The following is a 21512-nucleotide window of genomic DNA, read 5'->3' as shown; positions in this document are numbered from 1 at the left end:
CGACCGACCTAGGTTAGACCAACTTACTATCTATATAGCTGTTTGCTTTTCGATATCTAAGGGGTGTAGGTCTCCCTAAAAAGGAGGTGATCCAGCCACACCTTCCGGTACGGCTACCTTGTTACGACTTCACCCCAGTCACCAGTCCTGCCTTAGGCATCCTCCTCCACGAATGGTTGGAGTAATGACTTCGGGCACTACCAGCTTCCATGGTGTGACGGGCGGTGTGTACAAGGCCCGGGAACGAATTCACTGCAGTATGCTGACCTGCAATTACTAGCGATTCCTCCTTCACGCAGGCGAGTTGCAGCCTGCGATCTGAACTGAGCTCCGGTTTACGGGATTTGCTTGCATTCGCATGCTTGCTGCCCTCTGTCCGGAGCATTGTAGTACGTGTGTAGCCCAAGGCGTAAGGGGCATGCTGACTTGACGTCATCCCCACCTTCCTCCGGTTTGTCACCGGCAGTCTCTCTAGAGTGCCCAACTTAATGCTGGCAACTAAAAACGAGGGTTGCGCTCGTTGCGGGACTTAACCCAACATCTCACGACACGAGCTGACGACAGCCATGCACCACCTGTGTTCGCGCTCCCGAAGGCACTCTTCCCTTTCGGGAAGATTCGCGACATGTCAAGCCTTGGTAAGGTTCTTCGCGTTGCATCGAATTAAACCACATACTCCACCGCTTGTGCGGGCCCCCGTCAATTCCTTTGAGTTTCACCGTTGCCGGCGTACTCCCCAGGCGGGATACTTAACGCGTTAGCTACGGCACGGCTCGGGTCGATACAAGCCACGCCTAGTATCCATCGTTTACGGCTAGGACTACTGGGGTATCTAATCCCATTCGCTCCCCTAGCTTTCGTCCCTCAGTGTCAGTTACGGCCTAGCAGAGCGCCTTCGCCACTGGTGTTCTTCCTGATCTCTACGCATTTCACCGCTACACCAGGAATTCCCTCTGCCCCGAACGTACTCTAGCTATGTAGTTTCCACTGCTTTTATCTAGTTGAGCTAGACTCTTTAACAGCAGACTTACATTGCCACCTGCGGACGCTTTACGCCCAATCATTCCGGATAACGCTTGCATCCTCCGTATTACCGCGGCTGCTGGCACGGAGTTAGCCGATGCTTATTCCTCAGGTACCGTCATTGTGTTCTTCCCTGAGAAAAGAGGTTTACGACCCAAGAGCCTTCCTCCCTCACGCGGTATTGCTCCGTCAGGCTTTCGCCCATTGCGGAAAATTCCCCACTGCTGCCTCCCGTAGGAGTCTGGGCCGTGTCTCAGTCCCAGTGTGGCTGATCGTCCTCTCAGACCAGCTACTGATCGTCGCCTTGGGAGTCCATTACACTTCCAACTAGCTAATCAGACGCGAGCTCATCTTCAGGCAATTAATCTTTCACCTTTCGGCACATCCGGTATTAGCCACCGTTTCCAGTGGTTGTCCCAGACCTGAAGCCAGATTCTCACGCGTTACTCACCCGTCCGCCACTAAATCCGAAGATTTCGTTCGACTTGCATGTGTTAAGCATACCGCCAGCGTTCATCCTGAGCCAGGATCAAACTCTCCGTTTTGTTGTGTTTCGAGTTTGTGGCTCTGAAAAAAATATTTTCCAGAATCCTAGTTACAATTTCGATTATCTTTTTGGGAAATCCCAAAAGTGAAATCTTTTGACGAGGATTGGTTTTTTTCTTAAGCTTTCAAAGTATTATGTTTTTTAGGTTCAGCGGTCGTTTGCGTCTTTTGCTTCCCGACTTAACTAGAGTAACTAGTCATCCCCTAGTTTGTCAAGGGGTAAATTTATTATTTTTCCTAAAAGGGCAAATCGCCTGAGTGGCATTACTTTCAGGTGAATGCCTTAAGCAATAAGAGAGGGGCGCAAACAAAGTGGCTAAACCTGACTGGGTGAATAATTCACGTTGAGTGATTATCGAAAAAGGCAGGAATAGTCTTGCTGGAGGGATTTATCCTGAATTCTTATACCTGAACTAACCATATACATAATATTAAGAGCATAATTGTTGCGGAGCTTGTGATTTAAGACTCCCATCTTACAGGTGACGCTTATATCGACATCTACGCGATCGCCATCACTACGTTCGTGGAGCGTTTGGAGGAGAAGATAGGAGTTACAGTGAGTCTAGCGCTGTAGAGAGAGGGGCTTCAAAATTTATAATGAATTTTTGAGAAAAAGCTAAAAACTAGACTAGGCAATAAATACAGATGATCCGACCGCGTAAGGTCTTTGCTCAACATTGGCTCAAAAGTGAAAAGGCGCTCGACGCAATAATTAAAGCAGCTGAGTGTACAGAAAGCGATCGCTCCCCCAAAGGCGATCGCGTCCTGGAAATTGGGCCTGGAACAGGCATTCTGACTCGTCGTTTATTACCCTTAGTGCAATCTCTGGTTGCAGTTGAAATAGACCGCGACTTATGCCAACTGTTGTCAAAGCAGCTTGGTAAGACGGAAAAATTTTTACTGCTGCAAGGTGATTTTTTGACTCTAGATTTACCATCTTATCTGGCAGCCTTTCCCAATTTCCAAAAGCCAAATAAGGTAGTAGCCAATATTCCCTACAACATTACAGGGCCAATCATTGAGAAACTATTGGGTACGATCGCTAACCCCAACCCCGAACCATTTGACTCAATAGTGTTGCTGGTACAAAAAGAAGTAGCAGAAAGGTTATATGCTAAATCAGGCTCAAAAGCTTTTGGGGCGTTGAGTGTGCGGGTACAGTATTTGGCTGAGTGTGAGTTAATCTGCACAGTCCCAGCAGCCGCATTCCATCCACCGCCAAAAGTCGATTCAGCAGTGGTGCGATTGCGTCCCCGAAAAATAGAGATACCAGCACTTAATCCCCGACAATTAGAAAATTTCTTAAAGTTGGGGTTTGGTGCCAAGCGCAAAATGTTACGAAATAATTTGCAATCTGTTATAGAACGCGATCGCTTGAGCCACTTACTGGAACAATTAAAAATAAATCCCCAAGCTAGAGCCGAAGACCTCAGCGTTCAGCAATGGGTAATTTTAGCAAATGAATTGGGAGTGGAGAGTATGAAGTAGGGGACAAGGCAGATTTTTTCCCATTTCTTATTTTCCATTCCCCATTGCCCCTAATCGAGGGGTCCCGAGTTTCCCATTCCCCACTCTCAGAAAATGCGTTCTTACAGACTAATTGCCCCTGCTAAAATCAACTTGTATCTGGAAATCATTGGCGATGCCTCCGGCGGGCTACGCCAACGCTCGGATGGTTATCATGAGTTAGCCATGATACTTCAAAGTATTGGACTTGCAGACCAAATTGATGTGCGTTCCATAAGCACTGACAATATCCGTGTTCACTGCAACCACCCACAAGTACCGACAGATAAAAGTAATCTGGCATACCGCGCAGCAGAATTAATGGTGAGGCAATTTCCCGAAGCCTTTGCTAAATACGGGGGTGTGGAGATTACTATGAACAAGCAGATTCCTGTCGCTGCTGGGTTGGCTGGGGGTTCGACGAATGCAGCAGCTGTGTTAGTGGGGATAGATTTACTGTGGAAGTTGGGACTAACTCAGTCAGAATTAGAAGAGTTGGGAGGTACACTCGGTTCAGATGTACCGTTTTGTGTGGCGGGTGGAACTGCGATCGCAACAGGTAGGGGTGAGCAACTTTCTCCCCTGCCGAGTTTAGATAACATATATATAATATTGGCGAAATACCGTAGCCTGGAAGTTTCCACACCTTGGGCATACAAAACCTATCGACAGCAGTTTGGTCATTCTTATATTAGAGATAGCGACAACTTGGCAGCACGTGCTAATGCTGTTCATTCAGGAAAAATAGTAAAAGCGATCCTGGATAAAAATACAAGAGAAATTGCCCAAAAACTGCACAATGATTTAGAGCGCGTGGTATTGCCAGCCTATCCCCAAGTCTTGCAGTTGCGAGAAGTATTTGCTAATCAGGAAGGTGTTTTAGGAACAATGATGTCTGGTTCTGGGCCAACAGTATTTGCTCTTTTTGAGTCTCAGCAGCAGGCAGAAAAAGTGAAACTGCAAGTCAGGGAAGCAATTCTTGATGAAGACTTAGAATTGTTTGTGACTCGGACAATTACACATGGTATTCAGGTGGCATCTTCAGTTTAAATAAATCTTTATTGTTAATGGAGTATGGGGAATAAGCTGATGAGCTTTTAAGTTGCATAGTTAAAATCGCCAAAAAAATGCAAAGACGCAAAGATGCAATTTGAATGACAACAAGCTGATGACAATAGTTATTCCTAATGCTCCCATCCCAAATCTAACATCTAAAATCTAAATATTATGAATGACCAAAATCTAACGCCGCAAACAGATGCTAAAGAACAGGTTACAGCGAGTCCATTACGCTGTTTTACTGGGGCAGTGATTTCTGGAGGGATGGGGTTTGCAGCGTATTCGCTGATGATTGCGATCGCGACAAATTTTGCTAGTAAACCGATCCATTCAATCAATCCATTGGTGGTGAAGATTTCTTCTGCTGTCCGCACTCTGGTTGTTGGTGTAGTTGCTTTAGGTAGCGGGATTTTTGCTATAGTGGCAATTGGTTTGTTGGCTTTGGGAGTGCAATTATTAGTGCAGCAATTGACGAAGCAAAAAAGTAGTGAAAACTAGTAATTTGCTTTTAATCAGTAATCTAAAAGCACAAGTTTTTCTAAAGCAGCACGACTTACCCTGACTCTGCAAGGAGTTAATTTTACTCTTGCCAAATTTATTTAGCACAAGCAGCAGGCGCAGATGCAGTGCTACTGGTTGCAGTAATTCTCTGGTTTATTATATCCTTAATTGTTTTAGTCAAGCTTTTTGGGATTGACATAGACACAAAGTTGCTTGTTGTCAGACATGACTCCTTGAATAGCAAATGTTGTAATTTTGGTAAATAGTGTAAGATTTGACTTTAAAAGATTTTGGGTTGACACTTTATAGACTGGCTCAATATTCACTAATTTATGCGGAATTAATACCAGCGATACTGAAATGGATAGCAGCAACATCATTTATAAGCAAAGTTTATGAATACAATCAAGAGATATTTTTTACCCTCTATTTTTGTGACAATGGTTGTCAGCCTCGGTAGTTGTAGTTCTAACCCTACTGCGGGTAATATTGACAGCGCAACGTCATACCCTACCACAGCACCAGCACCGACGAATAGCCTACCTTCTCAGTCTCCCAGCCAAATTCCTAGCGTAGCTCAGTTGAGAGAAAAATATCCTAATCAAGAATCTTCTAAGGAAAATACGCTGAAAGAAAAATCTCCTAATCAAGAATCTTCTAAGGAAAATACGCCTTCCTCACCAACTTCTAAGGTTGCCACTGCCAAAACAACTAGCGTAACACTATACACAAGTGATACCCAGTGTCAAAAACTAATTCCAGAAAAGGTTTCAGTACCAGCCGAGGAACCAGTGACAAATGTCGTGAGTAAAATCTTAGAAAAACGAGATACAAGCGACTTTAGCTTGTCTGGGTATCGTGTCAACATTAAAAATGGCATTGCTACAGTTGATTTACGCATATCTCCTGAGTCAAAGCGGCAAATAACTTCTCTTTCTAGTTGTGAACAGTTTGCTCTGTTTGGCAGTCTCCGCAAAACTTTAACGAGTAATGCTCAATGGAATATTAAAGAGGTTCGCTTCACGGAGCGAGGCGAGGACATTGTTCTTTAGTTAAATATGGTAGTAAGTGCCGTCATCAGCTAGCTAAAAAGATTTTCCGATCTGAACAGCCGCATGACTCATGCATCAGTATTTGCCAGAGTAGTGTATGTTCTAGGCAATTGAAAACAGCTGCAAATAATGGTATATTTTATTTGAGTACTAAGTTTATGTTAGCAATCTGCGGGTGTAATTCAGTGGTAGAATGTCACCTTCCCATGGTGAACGTCGTGGGTTCGAGTCCCATCGCCCGCTTTAAAATCTGTAAGTTTTCACTATCAATGGGGATATCAACCAATTGTTGAGCCGCTGCTTGGGTTGATTGTGAAGTCATTTTCTAAAATGTGTTATCTTCACCCACTGATGCGTAGGCGTAGCCCGTCGTAGACATCGCTATTTTCCTTAAATATCTAAAACCCTGACATAATCCTTACTATGTCAGGGTTTTAGGTATTTGAAATGCTGTGACAATATTTTGTTAAATTGACAAATAATTAGTTAATGTACAATTCATCCTTTATACTTCACTGGGGATGCTACTTACCCGCCTAAAGTCCGCGTATAAATTACCTGACCTTGGGAATCATAAAGAAAAAGGGATAGATTGGCATTTTCACCAATTACGGCTAGGGCTTCGCGTAAGATTTGCAAATGATTGGTAACATCAACAGCAGTATCCGAATTCTTAGAATAAGGATTAGCCAAGTTATTTTGCCTTATTTGGTCATACTCAGGGGTTAGTCGGACAATAATTCCTGCATTGTCTATGCTAAAGGTGCAAATCCGAATTCCATTAGTACAAGTCTTATCCAAGTCAGTGCGGGTTTGTTGCAAACTACTAACAACTTGTAGTTTTTCTTGTGCTTGTTTGAGCGCAGCTGAATAGGGTTCCATGAGAGACTGAGCCTGAGTGTAGTACAAGCTATCTTGGGGAACTTTTTTAGCAGTTTGCAAAGCCTGATCCCAATATATCGCCGCTGCTTGCCATTGGTTTTGTTGCTGATAAAGTTTGGCTTGATTGGCGGTGATACGGGCTTGTTGGTAGGTTTTAACAGCTAATTGTTCTTTAGTAGCGCGATCGCGTACTAATACTAACTTAGGTTTATAATCTACCAACAGCTTTTGGGCTTCTTGGTATCCAACGCTATTTCGGGGAATCGTATTCAAGGCATTAATTACTACTAGCCAAGTAGACTGCGCCTTTTGCCAGTCATTCAAGGATTTAGCAGCAGCTTCCCGCTTCTCGGCTGCAACGGCTACACCTTTTGCCGCTGTTAGTTTATTCAGCCATTTTTCCTCAATAAATATCTGTTGATTTACAGCGTGTAAACGGACACGATAATTTAGTAATTTACCCTGCACCAGCCCATAGAGTTCACTACTGGAACTTATACTTTCTAGTGGTGCTATAGCCTGTCGCCATAAGTGTTGCCAAGTTTGTAATTCCTCTAAGCTAGATGCTGGATTTTGAACTTTTTGTGTCGCCAAAGATGCCGTCTGCAAAGCTTTGACCACCTGATTGATTTTTTCTGATCGTCCAGACAAACTTGCTTTTAGTTCCTGTGACAGCTGGTAGCGAGGCGACCAACTAGGAATTACATTTAGGTCTGCACTGGCTGTTGCAAGTTGCTGTTGTACAGCTACTAATTCTTTTTCAGACTTAGCGCGGCGCATCAGTTGCGGAGATTGTGTTTTTAATTGCTTGGCGTTTTGTATTTCTGGACACTCAGACATCACGCAAGGGCGAGTCAATAAGTAAGCACCACCGCCTAAAACTATAATTCCCACCAACGCCGCACCCAGTAGGATAGGTTTGACCTGGAATCCTGGCTTTGAAGCCGACAAATTCGGCACATCTGCAAACGGGTCAAACAGTTCTTCTTCTTTTTCTTCTTCGCTCTTATTGATTAATGGAGAATATGTCAGAGATGATGAGGGGGATATTACTTCCTCATCTCCCTCTGCTATCCATCCCCCCGTCGGCTTCAATGCCAAGAAACATTTAGTATAAGGGAGTTGTTCGCCAAAAACTCTGAGGAAACATTGCACCCGCTGTTCTTTGTGGGGTGCTAGAGACTGAAGTACCTCCTCAATGACTGCAAAAATTAGTTGAGCGTCAACGACTACATCTGACGCGTGTTGCGTTAAAATCATTAGCTCGCCTTTATTGACGACGCACTTAACCTCGAAGACTTCAGCCGTTGAGACTTCTACAAGTAATTGTTCTTGCAAAGTTTTGCCTAAAAGCTGTAAATCTTCCTGCTGGACTGCTACTTTCATAGAGCTTTCCCGCTGAACTTCTATATTGTTTTGATTATCTTTAAGGGGATGAAATGAACTTTTTAGGTTTGTTGAATGCAAATGCACAGTTTAACCAACCACAGCCTGAGAATCTGAACGACCAACTTTCTAACACAAATTCTGACTTTTCACCAAAAATTAAAAAAGTAAATATTGTTCGTAACAATACATTTTTACAGCGCTAGATGCAAAATTAAATAATCTGTCTTCAGATATAAATTACAAATAAAAAATGGGAATAATAGAAGGTTTGAGTATTTTCACTGCATTACTTTGCGATAATTAAATTCACAAAAGCTACTGCTTTGCAAAATGCTAGTTGCAAAGCAATTGTTGCCAAATTATCTAAAGGTTAAGAAAACGATGCTATGTCACAGGGTTTTGACAAAAATGCTAGTTATCTTCTATGCTGGGAAACTTGCTGAGGAGATTAATTATGTGTTGTGGCTCTGGCACAAACAAGTTGACTATCAAAATTAATATGCTTCATTTGCTGAATTCGATAAAATTGATCCGTGAAAAATAAGTTTTTATAGCTGCAAAATATCAAGACAGGAATAACCAAAATCTTGGAAAGTGTCAATACAAGGTGTATCAATGGATTTATTAGAGTACCAAGTTAAAGAATGGTTTGCGAAGATAGGCATTCCGGTATTGCCTTCGCAACGAATTGACCATCCTACAGATTTGAAAAGGTTAAAAATTCGCTTTCCAATTGTACTGAAATCTCAAGTCCACGGAGCGGAACGGGCAAAAGCGGGTGGAGTCAGGTTTGCCCAAACGACTATTGATGCGATCGCAGCAGCTCAAAATATCTTTAGTTTACCAATATGGGGCGAATTGCCGGAAGTTGTGCTGGCAGAATCTAAATACGACGCCAACCAAGAATTTTATTTAGCAGTGGTTTTAGATACAGCTGTCTGCCGACCGGTACTTTTAGGTTGCAAAGAAGCAGATATCGATTGGGAATCCGCTGGGGAAAGAATGCACCATGTTGTTGTGGAACAGGAATTCTCGCCATTTTATGCTCGACGATTGGCTTTGAAAATGGGTTTACAAGGGACGCTGATGCAGTCGGTAAGCAGCGTTGTGGAGAAGATGTACCACTTATTTGTCCAAAAAGACTTGGATTTAGTCGAAATTAATCCCTTGGCAGTCAGTACTACTAGTCAAGTTATGGCTCTTAATGGTAAAGTCAGGGTCAACGAACGGTCGATCAAACGTCATCCCGATCTTGCCGAGATGGCAGCAAAAATTATCAGTCGTCATAGCACTACCGAAATCAATGGTATTTTGGGCGACTGGGATGGTGTGCAAATGCATGGAAAAATCGGTATTTTAGGTAATGGTACTGGTTCAGTGATGGCAACTTTAGATTTAGTTGCCAATGCTGGTGGCAACCCAGGTGTTTGTTTGAATCTACGTCATGCTTTCCTTACAGATACTACACCAACTACCTTCCGCGATCGCCTAGAAACAGGTTTGAAAATGCTGGAGGCTGATAAAAGCATTCAAGTAATACTAATTAACTTTCTGGGGAGTATTCCGCAAACTGAGGAAGTGGCTGAAGTTATAGCTAGAGTTGTGCAGCAGGACAACAGCGAACTTCAATCACAGGTTGTACGTTCTAATGGTAGTAAAGTTCGGCGACAGCTTAATTTTCCATCCTTAGTTGTCCGTCTTGCTGGTTCTGAATTTAACGCTGCGAGAAAATATTTGACAACACTAAAAACCCACACCGATGCGCTTGTCGTGGTAGAAAATTTAGATGAGGCAGTGGCAGCAGCAGTTCTCCTTGCTAAACCAACGGCTAATAAAAGATAGTGAATGTCATTTTGTTCCAATTCAAAAATCAAAAATTATTAGTTTTTACCGTCGGGTATAAATTTTTGAATTTGATGCTCAAATCAAGTACAGCTTTGCTTCCTGGGATTAAATTATATAGTGCATTCAAACTGAATATTCCTAGCTAGAGGCTAGTTTTCTGACTTTTGGAACACTCGGCTTCAAAACTAGTTTTTGGAATTTCAGTAAAAATTGAATCAATATGCCCAGTGTTTGAAGGCGCTGAGTTGCCAAATTTACGGTAATTTTTTATGAATCTAACACCAGAAAGTAAAGTCTTAATTCAAGGCTTTTGTGAATTTATATCAAGCACTCATGTTGCTCAAATGAAAGCTTATGGCACGAATTTAGTAGCTGGTGTCAATCCTGGATGCGGTGGACAGGAATTGCATGGACTGCCAGTATTTGATTTAGTAGAGGAGGTAATAGAACAATTTGGGGCAATTGACACAACAATTATTTGTGTAGATCCTTACGACGTGTTAGATGCAGCATTAGAAGCGATCGCATCTAAGATTCGCCAGATTATTATTATTACTGCTGGTGTGCCGCCTTTGGATATGGTGCAGTTACTCCGCAAAGCCGAAGCCTGTGAAACTTTAGTAATCGGGCCAAATAGTCCGGGGATCATTGTACCGGGAAAAATTCTTTTAGGGACTCAACCCAGCGAATTTTATACCCCTGGAACAGTGGGGATCGTTAGTCGTAGCAGCACCCTCACCTATGAAATCGCCTATGAATTAACAAAAGCAGGTTTAGGGCAGTCGATTAGTGTCAGTATTGGTAGTGATGCGATCGTTGGTTCCTCATTTTTGCAATGGCTGCAAATTCTCGATGAGGATGAAACCACACAAGCGATCGTTTTAGTCGGTCAACCTGGTGGTGGTAGTGAAGAAGCAGCAGCGCGTTACATTGCTGAGGCAATTGATAAACCAGTAATCGCCTACATTGCAGGTAGACTTGCACCACCAGGAAAAACTTGGCGCCAAACCGGGACTTTAGCAACGGTTATCGGACGCGATCCTAACTTTGGCACAGCCCAAAGTAAATTAGCCGCTTTAAAAGAAGCGGAAGTGACAGTAGCTGAACGCCCTTCTCAGATTCCAGAATTATTGAGAAAGGAAATGAACTAATTACTAATTCGTAATTCAATTCTTAACTACGAATTACGAATTACGTTAGCGTAGCGGTAGCGAGTCCGCGTACTCTGTAAGAGTTGCAAGCTACGCTTTTAGCGTCTGTCTGCGACACGCTGCGCGAACGTAGAGAGCGTCATTACGAATTATTTTAATTGGTCAGTCTTAAGAACGATTTTGAGGAAACAGATAGGCGATCGCAGCATAACCCGAAGCACTGAGTAAACTAACCAAAAAAGCAGCCAAAATAAAAGTAGACATAATGTTACACTCTATGCATTTCTAAAATCCTGGCATTCATCAATAAGCTAGAATTTTGGATACTTTCAAATTAGCAATTGGGTATGACACAGCCATGACTACCTTGTGTCAATCCCTCGGAACTCAAGGTTTTGTCTCAAGCCAAAGGCAGAAAAAACCGAAACGTACTACCAACTCCCAATTCGCTTTCAACCTGAATTTGACCGCCTTGTAATTCAATCAAACGGCGGGAAATAGTTAAACCTATACCAGTACCTCCCGAATGGCGATCGCGCGATTGATCGGCTCGCCAGAAACGCTCAAACACATGAGGCAAATTTTCTGGAGCGATACCAATACCTGTATCACTAACCGCAATCCAGACTTGAGATGCTTCAGTCCCAACAGCAATGGTAATTGAACCTTCGTTAGTGTAACGTACTGCATTACCTAGCAAATTAACCAATACCTGTTCTGTACGGTCAATATCTGCCAATACAGGAGGTAGCATAGATGGACATTGCAAGAGCATAACTGGCCCATCTTCTAATAGTTGGTCGGTAAATTTCTCCACTAATGACTCTAACAACGGACGCAAATTTACCCGTTGGATATTAATTGGTAGATAACCGGCTTCTGCCTTAGATAATTCTTGTAAATCGTTCACCAATCGCTCTAAGCGTCGAGTTTCTTTCGCTAAACGTCGATAGATTTCAGGAGACGCTTCAATTTCCCCATCAGCCAGTTCTTCCAAGTAACCGCGCACCACAGTTAATGGTGTTCGGAGTTCATGGGTCATATCTCCAATCACTTCTCGCCGCCGCGCTTCTACGCCTTCTAAACTGGCAGCCATTCGGTTGAAACTACTGCTCAATCCACTAAGTTCTGGAATGTCAGACACAGGTAGTCGTGCATCCATCTGACCAGCAGCAAATTTTTGGGTGATTTGTTCCATCTCGGTCAATCGCTGCATAATCCGTCTGGACACCCAGTAACTCAATCCTCCGGCGGCGGTAGTACCGACTAAGACAGACCAAATAGTGCTGCGCTGCCAAGCAAGTTCAAATCCTGTAACCAATTCAGCACGGACATCGATTAAGTCGAACCCCTGATTTTCTAATCCTTCCAAATGTAAGACAAACAAGCGGGGGGAAGAGATTTTGCTGATGCTCACCAGACTAGCTACCCCCACAATCATTACTACTAAGTGGGAGAAAAATAGCCGCGTCCTCAGCCCCATCTTCATAACATTTACGCTACCAGAGGATCTTCAAATTTATAGCCCACCCCAACAACAGTTTTAATAAAAGTCGGATTTGCCGGATCGGGTTCAATCTTTTTTCGCAACCGAGCTACATGAGTATCTACCACTCGTTCATCGCCAAAAAAATTATCTCCCCAAAGTTTATCAATTAGTTGAGTGCGGTTCCAAACTCGACCAGGATTACTGACAAAGGTGGTTAGCAAGTTAAATTCTAGGGTAGTTAAGTCCAAAATTTCAACTTCTTGAGAATTTATCTGGCGACTGGCAGTGCGCTGGTCTACATCGACAATAAAGTGTTGGGTACGATTGACTTGATGTTGTCCCCCTTGGCGGAGGCTACGGCGTAATAGTGCCCGCACCCTAGCTACCAACTCTCTGGGGCTAAAGGGTTTGACCATATAATCATCAGCACCGGTAGATAGACCAATGACGCGATCGATTTCTTCACCTTTAGCCGTGAGCATTAGAATATAAGGATCTTTTGCACCTGGTTTCTGGCGAATTCGGGCACAAACTTCCAACCCATCCAAACCAGGAATCATTAAATCTAGAATGATTAAATCCGGTGGTTGCTCTTGAAACATCCGCAAAGCATTCATGCCATCGCGGCTAGTGCGACAAAAAAATCCTTCTTTTTCTAAAGAGAGTTCAATTAAATGAGCAATTTCTGGTTCATCTTCAACTATTAAAATATCCATCTGAAATATAAAGTCGAGCAAAATGGGCAAAGCAGGTCACGAAGGCACGGGGAAAAGGAGACACAAAGATATCTTTAAGNCCGGATTTCTCACGCATAGTGTAGGCTTCAGGGGAAGAGGAGTGTGGGGAGTGTGGGGAGTGTGGGGGGTAAGACTTCTTCCCCATCCTCCCACACCTCCCACACCTCCCACACCCCTTGGATTTCTCACTTGTGAGAAATCCAGGTTTAACCGCGTCCCCGCGTCTCCGACTCTCCACCTCTTGTTAATTAGAGGTTTGAATTTGATGACGTGCGATAACTATAGCCAAGATTAGAATCTTTTTGAATGTGTGTTTTAATACTATCGAGGTCAATGAAGCAGTCAGCAACATCAATCAAACTTTCACTAGTCGTTGTTTGCAGACTGACTACTTCTACCCGAACGCCCATTCTGCTGACAGCGTTCACCGCATAAGCTAAATCTCCATCGCCACTGACTAAAACCGCTGTATCATAGTAAGGAGCTAAAGTTATCATATCTACAGCAATTTCTACGTTCAGATTTGATTTTTTGAAATTCTCTGCTGGCGCAACAAGATCCTTTGCCACTACGCGATAGCCATTACGACGCATCCACAATAGAAAACCCTGTTGCTTTTCATTACTGATATCAACCCCAGTATAGAAAAAAGCACGCAATAGTCTGGAACCACTGGTTAAATGACAAAGCAATTTAACGTAGTCAATTTCTATGCCGAGTTGTAAGGCTGTATGGAAGAGGCTTAAGCCATCAATAAAAATAGCAACTCGACCACGATTTAAGTTATTCAAAATCAAACTATCAGGTGCAGGATCTCGCATCTTGGTATCTTTACCTTTGACAGCAGTATCGCTCAAATTTTGCCCTTGCCAATGTGGTTTCGCTTTGAGTACTTTAGATTCCTTAAATTCATTTCTTTGTTTGCTAAAATTAGTTATAATCATTGATACCTCTGATTTTAAAGCTGTAAAGAATTTTGACTAAATTTTCTATAGTATAGTCTGTGCTTGATTTATAACCTAGCAGGTAATAATCTTAAGTCACTATATGCAGATAAGGTTAACTGGTGCTAAACAAGATTCAAAATAGAGAGCGCAAGGTTTTCACTATTGTTATGGTTGATTGAACGAGATATTGCTTCTGCCCACAGATATGTTAATCTTTACCCACCGAGACAGCAAGAGTTTCGATAAAATAAATCTTTTTGTCAGGGTAAGGGCTGTTTTTGTTAAGTCTGTATTACACTCAACCCAGAAACACTATATCTATAATTGGGTAGGCATGAACTGTAAGACCTGTAATAGGGGCAACCCGACATAAGCAAGTTCTGCATAAGAATCCCACGGCTTTTAGGGAGAATGAGCGTAGCAATATTTACGCAGCTGTGGGAATGTCAAGGAGTTAAAAGCACTATAGCGGTTCTCGGTTAAGTGAGGTACAAGAACCCCACCCCCAACCCCCTCCCCGCAAGCGAGGAGGGGGCTATGATGTACCTTGTATGATTAGGAAACGCTATAACAACGTAATCATGCGATGCGATCGCACCTCAAAAGGTAACTCAAAAAGTAAGTTGTATTAATTTATATAAGAACCAAATGAGAAGGACAGAGATGATTCGTTGCTCTCTTGTCCCCCTATTTGCTTAACGCACGCCAGCAGTTTCTAAAGACAAATCTTGAAACATAGGTGTGCTGAGATAACGTTCGCCAAAGGAAGGCTGAATCATGACGATTAAACGTCCGGCATTTTCTGGACGTTTACCGACTTGAATAGCAGCACACAAAGCTGCACCAGATGATATTCCAGACAATAAGCCTTCTTCTTTTGCCAAACGTCGCCCATAAGCGATCGCTTGTTCATCGCTGACTCTAATTACTTCATCAACCAATTCTAGGCGGAGAACATCTGGGATAAATCCGGCGCCAATACCTTGAATTTTATGTGGACCGGCTTCACCACCAGAGAGGACTGGGCTATTGCTGGGTTCAACTGCGATCGCTTTAAAAGTCGGTTTGCGCTGCTTAAGTACTTCGGCAATCCCAGTAATCGTCCCACCAGTACCTACCCCAGCAATGACGATATCTACTTCTCCGTCTGTATCTGTCCAAATTTCTTCAGCGGTGGTTTCTTGGTGAACTTTGGGATTCGCAGGGTTGCGGAACTGTTGCAGCATAAAAGCATTAGGAGTCTTAGCCACAATTTCTTCGGCTTTGCGAATTGCTCCCCGCATACCCTCAGCACCTGGTGTCAACTCTAAAGCTGCACCATAAGCTCTCAGCATAGCGCGTCGTTCTTGGCTCATAGTCTCTGGCATCGTCAAAATCAAACGGTAGCCACGCGCTGCTGCTACCATTGCTAGAGCAATACCTGTATTACCGGAAGTAGGCTCGACTAAAATAGTTTTTCCTGGGGAAATTGAGCCAGCAGCTTCTGCCGAGAGTACCATACTTAACCCAATGCGGTCTTTCACCGAAGCCGCTGGGTTCATACCTTCTAATTTAACAACTATCCTTGCAACTACTCCCTCAGCTTGAGGAATCTTGTTCAGTTGAACTAAAGGAGTTCGTCCAATTAGTTCTGTTATATCTTGAGCAATTCGCATTATTTAACCCCTAAAATCCTAAATCTTAAGTACAGAGTATTTACTTATAACAATAAGCTTTGATGTATTTATTTTGCCGTTTAATGTCAATGAGTGCATATACTATCTATTCTAACTAAACCACAAAATATGAAAGTTTAGGAAGAACTTTTATGAGATATTCCCATTGATTCTCCCTTTAGAAGAGGCTAGCTTACCATTCTTATAGTTTACCATTTGGAATTGCTGACTATTGTCTCTTGGGTTGAGATTCAATTTTTATAATTCTGTATATATGAATATTTTTCCATTATTTTCTATTTGTTCTGAAAATATAATTTACTTTCAAAATATTTAATTGCTTTTCTTAATTTCTTAGTCTATCTTTATCAAGAGACATTGATATTTTCTTTTGAGTGCAGATTTTGTCCGTCCAAAATTGCATCTAAAACAGTCTTTAACCATTGCCTACATTGCTTTGAGATTGAGTACAAAAACGCCAGAACCCCACCTCGAAAATACTAGAACCCCGTCCAAAAAACACTAGCACCCATACCCCAATGAATTTTTAAAATAGTTATCCGGTATAGATTACAGGCTTTGAGTACTATTCTAATGAATTTAATAATCTTAACAGGGCTGGGGTAAACTGTTTGGTGGAGAGCGGCTGATATAAATCGTATAGGATTTACGCAGAGATTCCCCTCTACCCCCCAACATTCCTGAGCGAAAGTTTAGTGAACTAGGGGGGACTTCTTAATCTCCCTTTTGAGAGTAGGATGAAACTAGATTCCCGAATCTAAGTGCGTTGTTTCTGACTGAATAATCCTATGTTTTGTCAAAAAGGTGGTAACTTTTTATTATTGAGTAGTCAGTAGTGACGAGAAAAATAACTGGCGACTAATGATTGTAAAAATTACCGATTACACATATTTTAATATCAAAACTGTTTAAAAAGTAGAAATTATATAACTACTTTAGATAAACAGCAAAAGATATTTTCTTACTGGGTGCATACTACCTAGCAAGGGAGAGCCAGGATGAAAGCCAAACTTTTTAATGTTCTCACAGTTTGCGTTGTTACCTTAGCAGTGCTTTCACCAGGACTAGTAGTATTTGGCATAATTTGGGAGCGACATCTGGAGTTAGTAAAATCTCAGAATTTAGCTTACGAAGTTAACAACACAACTACAGATGCTCCCGCCTTGGCTCCCCAGAAAGAGGGTACACATTCCCCTCAGACTAGCATTCAATCCTCCGATCGTAATGTGGTTCATCAAATGCTGAGTGTTGCTGAACAATATAAATTTGCCACTATCCTGCAATGGTTCTTCTTGTTAACCCCAATTTGTGTTGGGTTAGGGATTCTTTTTTACGACAGATATCTGGTTCATCGTGCTGCTGTTTTAAAAGAACAAGTTGAAATGTTGGAAAGACTGTGGCACCAAAGTATCGAACAGTAACTTATTCACAATTTACTAAAATCAAGAAAATTACCATGACAGACCAAGAACAACGCCAAAGCCTGTATTTTAATCTGATTGATGAGTTACTCAGATGTCCTAATGGTCAAGAACCAGAACTTTTAGAATCTAAGCCAGAATTGATTGATTCTGGTTTAGTACAAACAATGTTACAAGTAGCAACTATGTTTGCCCATGAAGGCAATCAAGATGGTGCCCAATTTCTATTTTTTGTGGCGCGTGAGTTAGCTAAAGAATTAGGTTTATACCCGGAAGTTCCCAGTACTGAAGTTGCAAATACTGAAGTTACAAGTAAGGAGTAAAAATGCTGTTGACTTCAACGGATGCGGGACAAATAGCTTTAGAACTGCTGATGGCAGATTGGAATATTTCAGAAGAGAACCGAGAGTGGTTCACCATCTTTAACTCTCGTCTGATTGGCGAGAGTTGGTACACTGTGGAATTAGGTATAGAAGGATTTCCCGATCGGTGGTTTATTCAAGTATATGACACTGGAGCGTGCGATCCAAACTATACATTTATTTCACCAATCCGTGGTTCTGAAGGATTTACGGACTTTGGAAATGTGCCGGAAATCATCGCAGAGATTTTAGTTTGTGAACGCAATGCTCGATAATAATAATTAAAAATTCAAAAGTTAGAATTCAACAATAATTCGTAATGACGCTCCTGCGTCGCTAACGCTGCGCTAACGTAATTCGTAATTAAATTAAGACTTAGAGTCAGTGACCTCTAAAAGTTGTACCATTTATTATGGTTAGGGTTGAAATCCTAATCTATATATAACATAATTACGTTGGCGAGTCTGCTAATATCATTACGAATTACGAATTATGAATTACGAATTTTTAATCTAAAGATGTAAATATGCTTTACGCAAATCTGAGGTGATGCCAAATAAGGTACACCTCTTTTTTTTATGTAATATTTAAGGTTTTATTTAAGCTTAATCAGCTATTTTGTCATCTTTAATTGATAAAATTATGTTATATTAAATAGCGTGATGGACGCTACAGAAATATCAGTTCCAATGATTGCTGAAGATATCTTAGCCAAAGAATTCACAAGAGTCGTCAACCATTACTACCCGCAAGTTGGAGAATTGCTGGATGGGTGTTATGTGAAAGTCATCACCTGTTTTTGGGGACGACCTGCTAGACGTTTGCAATATATAGGAATTTATTGCTCTGATGAAATGATTTCCTGTGTGCAAGCTCAAAAAGAAGTACTTAGAGAAGTAGCAGACAATATGGGTTTAATCCAGGTTGTCTGTATGAATGCCAAGCGATTATTGCGCGATCCGATGTCGAAGGTCAAAGAGAACAACCCACGTCTATGGTTGGAGTTGCAGTGGGTTGCAACTTAGTGATTCATCGCATTAATTGAGAGGGGTAAATTCTTTTGTAGAGAGGACTTTATTCCTCAAATATTTAAGCACTAAAGTGCTTACTACAAACCTATCGACCACTAGAATAACCAGCACCTACGGTGAATACAAAGTATCAACGCAAGTAATGAAAACTGGAATTTTCTGCAATTACGATAATTTTCACCAAGATGCTCGTCGTGCCATGTTTGAGCAAGTTGCACTGGTAAAACAGGCAGAAAGCTTAGGTTTTGAGGAAGCGTGGGTGAGTGAACACCATTTTAGTGAATCTAATCTCAGCCCGTCCATGTTGGTGTTAATGGCACATTTGGCGGGATTAACTTCAACTATCCAATTAGGCACGGCGGCGGTGTTGCTGCCATTCCATAACCCCATTAGGGTGGCGGAAGATATTGCCACTTTGGATAACTTGTGCAATGGACGATTATTATTTGGAGTTGCCAAAGGCGGCCCCTTTCCTCAACAAAACAAGCATTTTGCGACACTCCCAAGTGAATCCCGTCCCAAGATGCTAGAGGCGATCGCACTGATTCAAAAGCTCTTATATGAAACTGATGTATCATTTAATGGGCGATATTATCAATGCGATCGCTTAACGATTTACCCAAAACCATTGCAAAGTCAAATACCAGTGTATGTTGCCACTGGTGGTGATGACGGTATTGAGCTTGCTGCTAAACATTCCTTCAGCTTGATGGGTGGGCCGCCATTTTCCTTAGAGAGATTGAAGGATACTGTTACCAAATATCGAGCCTTAAATTCTAGTGGTGCGGAAAATTTAGTGCTGGCACGCTTCTTTTTTGTTGGCAAAACATTTGACGAGGCTGTGAGTGAAGCGTTACCTTTCGTTCGCCAATTTAGCCAGAAAATGAAAGCTAATTCGGCTGAAGTATTGAAAAATAGTGCGAATCCCAACCAAAAACCATTCGACCGCACAAATATTTGTTTCGATGAAGATTATTTGATTGAGAATTCAATTATCGGTGATGTGGAGACTTGTCGAGACAAAATCAAGAAATTTCAGGACGAATTAAATTTAGGTACGCTAGCACTCAAACCCTCGTCTGCGGATTTGCAAAAAAACCTGGACAGTTTGACGCGCTATAACCAAGAGGTGCGAAATTATGTCTTCTAAACTATACTTGCTTCCTCCCGATGATTTACCTCCCACTGAGGTAACGAAACAGGATGGAATGCTGCAAATGGAGCTAGAACAATCTACTGGCAGATGCTTTTATCTAGCCTGCGATCGCATTACGCGAGTCTTATTATCTAATTGTCAGTGGTATCTGACAACAAATGCTAGCATCCTCACATTAATTATTGATTGCCCTGACTTAGTATCTTACTGGCATATTGTCAGCAATATTCCCCAGTTAGGTAATAGGTTAGAGCGGTTTGTTAGCAATGGCAAAATCCGCGTTTATCCGCCATTTGGAAAGGGGACGCCGTTTGAAATCAGCGTAAATGAAATATCTGCTTATCGAGATTGGCTTTGAGGTAAATAGGCCAGAATTGGGAATCACACAAAATATAGCTGTTTTACACCCTGTACTTTTAAAGTGCAGGGTGTTGCAATTTTAGAAGAGTTACATAGGTTTTTAAAATTATCTTTCTCTTCCTTCTCTAACGAGACGCTGCGGGAATGCGGTTCGTTAAAAAAATTAGGTATCCTTCAAGCGAGAAGAAATTAGTGCTGACAAGTTTGTTACTTTTTCAGTTAGCCACGCATACCAATTCTCTAACCCAGCACCAGTAGTTGCAGAAACCTGAAAAATCTGAATTTTGGGATTTACTTCTTTAGCATATTCTATGCACTTTTGAACATCAAATTGCAGGTAAGGTAGCAAATCGATTTTTGTGAGAATCATGATATCACTTGCACGGAATATATGCGGGTATTTTAGCGGCTTATCTTCTCCCTCTGTGACAGAGAGAATAACAACTTTTGCCTGTTCTCCCAAATCAAATAAAGCTGGACAAACTAAATTTCCCACATTTTCAATCATCACAACTGAATTCAGTGGTGGATTCAGTTGTTGTAAACCTCTTTCTATCATTGAGGCATCTAAATGACAGCCTGTTCCGGTGTTGATTTGGATGACTTTAGAACCTGTTTCTTTAATTTTTTTAGCATCGTTGGCAGTTTCTTGGTCGCCTTCAATGACACTAATAGATAATTGATGTTTTAAATCATTGATAGTTCGCGTTAAAAGAGTTGTTTTTCCAGCACCGGGAGAACTCATTAAATTTAAAGCGAGAATATTGCGACCTTTAAACCATCCCCGATTTTGGGCAGCTAGCAGGTTATTTTTTGCTAATATATCCTGTTCTAAGGATATCGTTGTGTTGTGTATTTTGGCATGAATTTGAGGCGCTTCTATATGAGTGTCGTGATTATGGGAGTGAGTGATGATAGTACCATCTGGTAAAGTATGAGTATGATGATGGTGGTTATGTTCAGCTTCACCTGTTTCTAGATTGGTAATTTTAGTTTCGCCATCATCAGAACAACCGCAGGTTACACACATAATTCCTCTATTTCTATTTCTTTAATTTTAAGTTCTTCACCAGTAATTAAATCTAATTGCACGCTACCGCAGTTACAGATGCCAAATGGTTTATCTAAATAAACTTCTGCACCACATTGGCGACATCTCCCTAAACCTGGAATTTCTAAAATTTCTAATGTCGCCCCTGCTAAAACTGTTCCTTGAGTGCAAATATCAAAACAAAATCGGATTGCGTCGGGCATAATGGCTGAAAGTTTGCCAATTTCTAATAAAACTCGCTGCACTTTTGCGCCTTTGGCATGTTCAGTCACAATTGCCACAATATTTTGGGTAATTCCAAATTCGTGCATATTATAAAATCTAT

20 protein-coding genes, 1 tRNA gene, 1 rRNA gene and 1 pseudogene are annotated in these 21512 nt (G+C 41.8%); 15 read left to right on the top strand and 8 right to left on the bottom strand.

Going from position 1 to position 21512, the window contains the following annotated elements; translation table 11 throughout:
• Positions 1-79: 79 nt before the first annotated feature.
• Positions 80-1568 (bottom strand): 16S ribosomal RNA (locus CDG76_RS35510).
• Positions 1569-2217: 649 nt separating this feature from the next.
• On the opposite strand from CDG76_RS35510, the gene rsmA reads away from it, so the two are divergent.
• From rsmA to CDG76_RS35485, 6 genes and pseudogenes are all read left to right on the top strand, one after another.
• Complete coding sequence (gene rsmA / locus CDG76_RS35505) at positions 2218-3060, top strand: 16S rRNA (adenine(1518)-N(6)/adenine(1519)-N(6))-dimethyltransferase RsmA (RefSeq protein WP_094353501.1); 843 nt, start codon at positions 2218-2220, stop codon at positions 3058-3060.
• A 93-nt stretch (positions 3061-3153) separates the two neighbouring features.
• A complete protein-coding gene (gene ispE / locus CDG76_RS35500; protein ID WP_094353500.1) occupies positions 3154-4128 on the top strand; it encodes a 4-(cytidine 5'-diphospho)-2-C-methyl-D-erythritol kinase in 975 nt (324 codons plus the stop codon).
• Between the two features lie 177 nt (positions 4129-4305).
• Entirely contained in the window at positions 4306-4635 is a 330-nt protein-coding gene (locus CDG76_RS35495; RefSeq protein WP_094353499.1) for a DUF3082 domain-containing protein, read from the top strand.
• A 64-nt stretch (positions 4636-4699) separates the two neighbouring features.
• A pseudogene (locus CDG76_RS39835) lies at positions 4700-4787 on the top strand (indole-3-glycerol phosphate synthase TrpC); the annotation flags it as partial.
• 246 nt (positions 4788-5033) lie between these two features.
• The gene (locus tag CDG76_RS35490; protein ID WP_094353498.1) at positions 5034-5690 is read left to right on the top strand and encodes a GerMN domain-containing protein; all 657 of its coding nucleotides are present in this window, start codon (positions 5034-5036) and stop codon (positions 5688-5690) included.
• A gap of 171 nt (positions 5691-5861) precedes the next feature.
• Positions 5862-5933, top strand: a tRNA-Gly gene (locus tag CDG76_RS35485).
• 285 nt (positions 5934-6218) lie between these two features.
• Here CDG76_RS35485 and CDG76_RS35480 read toward each other — a convergent pair.
• Positions 6219-7958 (bottom strand): hypothetical protein, encoded by a 1740-nt coding sequence (locus CDG76_RS35480; protein ID WP_094353497.1) that lies wholly within the window; start codon positions 7956-7958, stop codon positions 6219-6221.
• A gap of 53 nt (positions 7959-8011) precedes the next feature.
• Here CDG76_RS35480 and CDG76_RS38895 point away from each other — a divergent pair, with 53 nt between their 5' ends.
• From CDG76_RS38895 to CDG76_RS35470, 3 genes are all read left to right on the top strand, one after another.
• On the top strand, positions 8012-8164 hold the full coding sequence (locus CDG76_RS38895) for a hypothetical protein (protein WP_223265541.1): 153 nt from the start codon (positions 8012-8014) through the stop codon (positions 8162-8164).
• Between the two features lie 412 nt (positions 8165-8576).
• Positions 8577-9803, top strand: a complete 1227-nt coding sequence (locus tag CDG76_RS35475) for a succinate--CoA ligase subunit beta (protein ID WP_094353496.1) — start codon at positions 8577-8579, stop codon at positions 9801-9803.
• A 272-nt stretch (positions 9804-10075) separates the two neighbouring features.
• Positions 10076-10957 (top strand): succinate--CoA ligase subunit alpha, encoded by an 882-nt coding sequence (locus CDG76_RS35470; protein WP_094353495.1) that lies wholly within the window; start codon positions 10076-10078, stop codon positions 10955-10957.
• A 400-nt stretch (positions 10958-11357) separates the two neighbouring features.
• Here CDG76_RS35470 and CDG76_RS35465 read toward each other — a convergent pair whose 3' ends face one another.
• From CDG76_RS35465 to cysK, 4 genes are all read right to left on the bottom strand, one after another.
• A complete protein-coding gene (locus CDG76_RS35465) occupies positions 11358-12446 on the bottom strand; it encodes a sensor histidine kinase (RefSeq protein ID WP_094353494.1) in 1089 nt (362 codons plus the stop codon).
• Between the two features lie 5 nt (positions 12447-12451).
• A complete protein-coding gene (locus CDG76_RS35460) occupies positions 12452-13162 on the bottom strand; it encodes a response regulator transcription factor (protein WP_094353493.1) in 711 nt (236 codons plus the stop codon).
• Between the two features lie 269 nt (positions 13163-13431).
• Positions 13432-14127 carry a LabA-like NYN domain-containing protein gene (locus CDG76_RS35455; RefSeq protein WP_094353492.1) on the bottom strand — a complete coding sequence of 232 codons (696 nt, stop codon included), beginning with the start codon at positions 14125-14127 and terminating at the stop codon, positions 13432-13434.
• A gap of 698 nt (positions 14128-14825) precedes the next feature.
• Positions 14826-15785 (bottom strand): cysteine synthase A, encoded by a 960-nt coding sequence (gene cysK, locus CDG76_RS35450; RefSeq protein ID WP_094353491.1) that lies wholly within the window; start codon positions 15783-15785, stop codon positions 14826-14828.
• Positions 15786-16804: 1019 nt separating this feature from the next.
• On the opposite strand from cysK, the gene CDG76_RS35445 reads away from it, so the two are divergent.
• The 6 genes from CDG76_RS35445 (at position 16805) to CDG76_RS35420 (ending at position 20134) form a co-directional block, all read left to right on the top strand.
• Positions 16805-17227 carry a hypothetical protein gene (locus CDG76_RS35445; RefSeq protein WP_094353490.1) on the top strand — a complete coding sequence of 141 codons (423 nt, stop codon included), beginning with the start codon at positions 16805-16807 and terminating at the stop codon, positions 17225-17227.
• 35 nt (positions 17228-17262) lie between these two features.
• A complete protein-coding gene (locus CDG76_RS35440; protein ID WP_094353489.1) occupies positions 17263-17550 on the top strand; it encodes a hypothetical protein in 288 nt (95 codons plus the stop codon).
• Positions 17551-17552: 2 nt separating this feature from the next.
• Entirely contained in the window at positions 17553-17864 is a 312-nt protein-coding gene (locus CDG76_RS35435) for a hypothetical protein (protein WP_094353488.1), read from the top strand.
• Between the two features lie 387 nt (positions 17865-18251).
• Entirely contained in the window at positions 18252-18614 is a 363-nt protein-coding gene (locus CDG76_RS35430) for a hypothetical protein (protein ID WP_094353487.1), read from the top strand.
• Positions 18615-18762: 148 nt separating this feature from the next.
• Positions 18763-19770: an LLM class flavin-dependent oxidoreductase gene (locus CDG76_RS35425; RefSeq protein WP_094353486.1), complete on the top strand. Its 1008-nt coding sequence runs from the start codon at positions 18763-18765 to the stop codon at positions 19768-19770.
• A complete protein-coding gene (locus CDG76_RS35420; protein ID WP_094353485.1) occupies positions 19760-20134 on the top strand; it encodes a hypothetical protein in 375 nt (124 codons plus the stop codon). The genes CDG76_RS35425 and CDG76_RS35420 overlap by 11 nt, the downstream gene beginning before the upstream one ends.
• Positions 20135-20299: 165 nt before the next feature.
• Here CDG76_RS35420 and hypB read toward each other — a convergent pair whose 3' ends face one another.
• Complete coding sequence (gene hypB, locus CDG76_RS35415; RefSeq protein ID WP_094353484.1) at positions 20300-21166, bottom strand: hydrogenase nickel incorporation protein HypB; 867 nt, start codon at positions 21164-21166, stop codon at positions 20300-20302.
• Positions 21157-21498, bottom strand: coding sequence for a hydrogenase maturation nickel metallochaperone HypA/HybF (locus tag CDG76_RS35410; protein WP_094353483.1), 342 nt, complete (start codon positions 21496-21498; stop codon positions 21157-21159). The genes hypB and CDG76_RS35410 overlap by 10 nt, the downstream gene beginning before the upstream one ends.
• Positions 21499-21512 lie beyond the last annotated feature (14 nt).

The sequence above is a fragment of the Nostoc sp. 'Peltigera membranacea cyanobiont' 210A genome (genome assembly GCF_002246015.1).
Classification (GTDB): Bacteria; Cyanobacteriota; Cyanobacteriia; order Cyanobacteriales; family Nostocaceae; genus Nostoc.
Note: the sequence above shows the minus strand (reverse complement) of the source record. Positions and strands in the feature narration are given on the sequence as shown.

Bases quoted from the DNA above. Each gene is read 5' to 3' on its own strand.
- CDG76_RS35480 (WP_094353497.1), bottom strand. From the start codon at position 7,958: ATGAAAGTAGCAGTCCAGCAGGAAGATTTACAGCTTTTAGGCAAAACT.
- rsmA (WP_094353501.1), top strand. From the start codon at position 2,218: ATGATCCGACCGCGTAAGGTCTTTGCTCAACATTGGCTCAAAAGTGAA.
- CDG76_RS35470 (WP_094353495.1), top strand. From the start codon at position 10,076: ATGAATCTAACACCAGAAAGTAAAGTCTTAATTCAAGGCTTTTGTGAA.
- hypB (WP_094353484.1), bottom strand. From the start codon at position 21,166: ATGTGTGTAACCTGCGGTTGTTCTGATGATGGCGAAACTAAAATTACC.
- CDG76_RS35435 (WP_094353488.1), top strand. From the start codon at position 17,553: ATGCTGTTGACTTCAACGGATGCGGGACAAATAGCTTTAGAACTGCTG.
- ispE (WP_094353500.1), top strand. From the start codon at position 3,154: ATGCGTTCTTACAGACTAATTGCCCCTGCTAAAATCAACTTGTATCTG.
- CDG76_RS35445 (WP_094353490.1), top strand. From the start codon at position 16,805: ATGAAAGCCAAACTTTTTAATGTTCTCACAGTTTGCGTTGTTACCTTA.
- CDG76_RS38895 (WP_223265541.1), top strand. From the start codon at position 8,012: ATGAACTTTTTAGGTTTGTTGAATGCAAATGCACAGTTTAACCAACCA.
- CDG76_RS35455 (WP_094353492.1), bottom strand. From the start codon at position 14,127: ATGATTATAACTAATTTTAGCAAACAAAGAAATGAATTTAAGGAATCT.
- CDG76_RS35475 (WP_094353496.1), top strand. From the start codon at position 8,577: ATGGATTTATTAGAGTACCAAGTTAAAGAATGGTTTGCGAAGATAGGC.
- CDG76_RS35490 (WP_094353498.1), top strand. From the start codon at position 5,034: ATGAATACAATCAAGAGATATTTTTTACCCTCTATTTTTGTGACAATG.
- CDG76_RS35460 (WP_094353493.1), bottom strand. From the start codon at position 13,162: ATGGATATTTTAATAGTTGAAGATGAACCAGAAATTGCTCATTTAATT.
- CDG76_RS35465 (WP_094353494.1), bottom strand. From the start codon at position 12,446: ATGAAGATGGGGCTGAGGACGCGGCTATTTTTCTCCCACTTAGTAGTA.
- CDG76_RS35430 (WP_094353487.1), top strand. From the start codon at position 18,252: ATGGACGCTACAGAAATATCAGTTCCAATGATTGCTGAAGATATCTTA.
- CDG76_RS35410 (WP_094353483.1), bottom strand. From the start codon at position 21,498: ATGCACGAATTTGGAATTACCCAAAATATTGTGGCAATTGTGACTGAA.
- CDG76_RS35495 (WP_094353499.1), top strand. From the start codon at position 4,306: ATGAATGACCAAAATCTAACGCCGCAAACAGATGCTAAAGAACAGGTT.
- CDG76_RS35425 (WP_094353486.1), top strand. From the start codon at position 18,763: ATGAAAACTGGAATTTTCTGCAATTACGATAATTTTCACCAAGATGCT.
- CDG76_RS35440 (WP_094353489.1), top strand. From the start codon at position 17,263: ATGACAGACCAAGAACAACGCCAAAGCCTGTATTTTAATCTGATTGAT.
- CDG76_RS35420 (WP_094353485.1), top strand. From the start codon at position 19,760: ATGTCTTCTAAACTATACTTGCTTCCTCCCGATGATTTACCTCCCACT.
- cysK (WP_094353491.1), bottom strand. From the start codon at position 15,785: ATGCGAATTGCTCAAGATATAACAGAACTAATTGGACGAACTCCTTTA.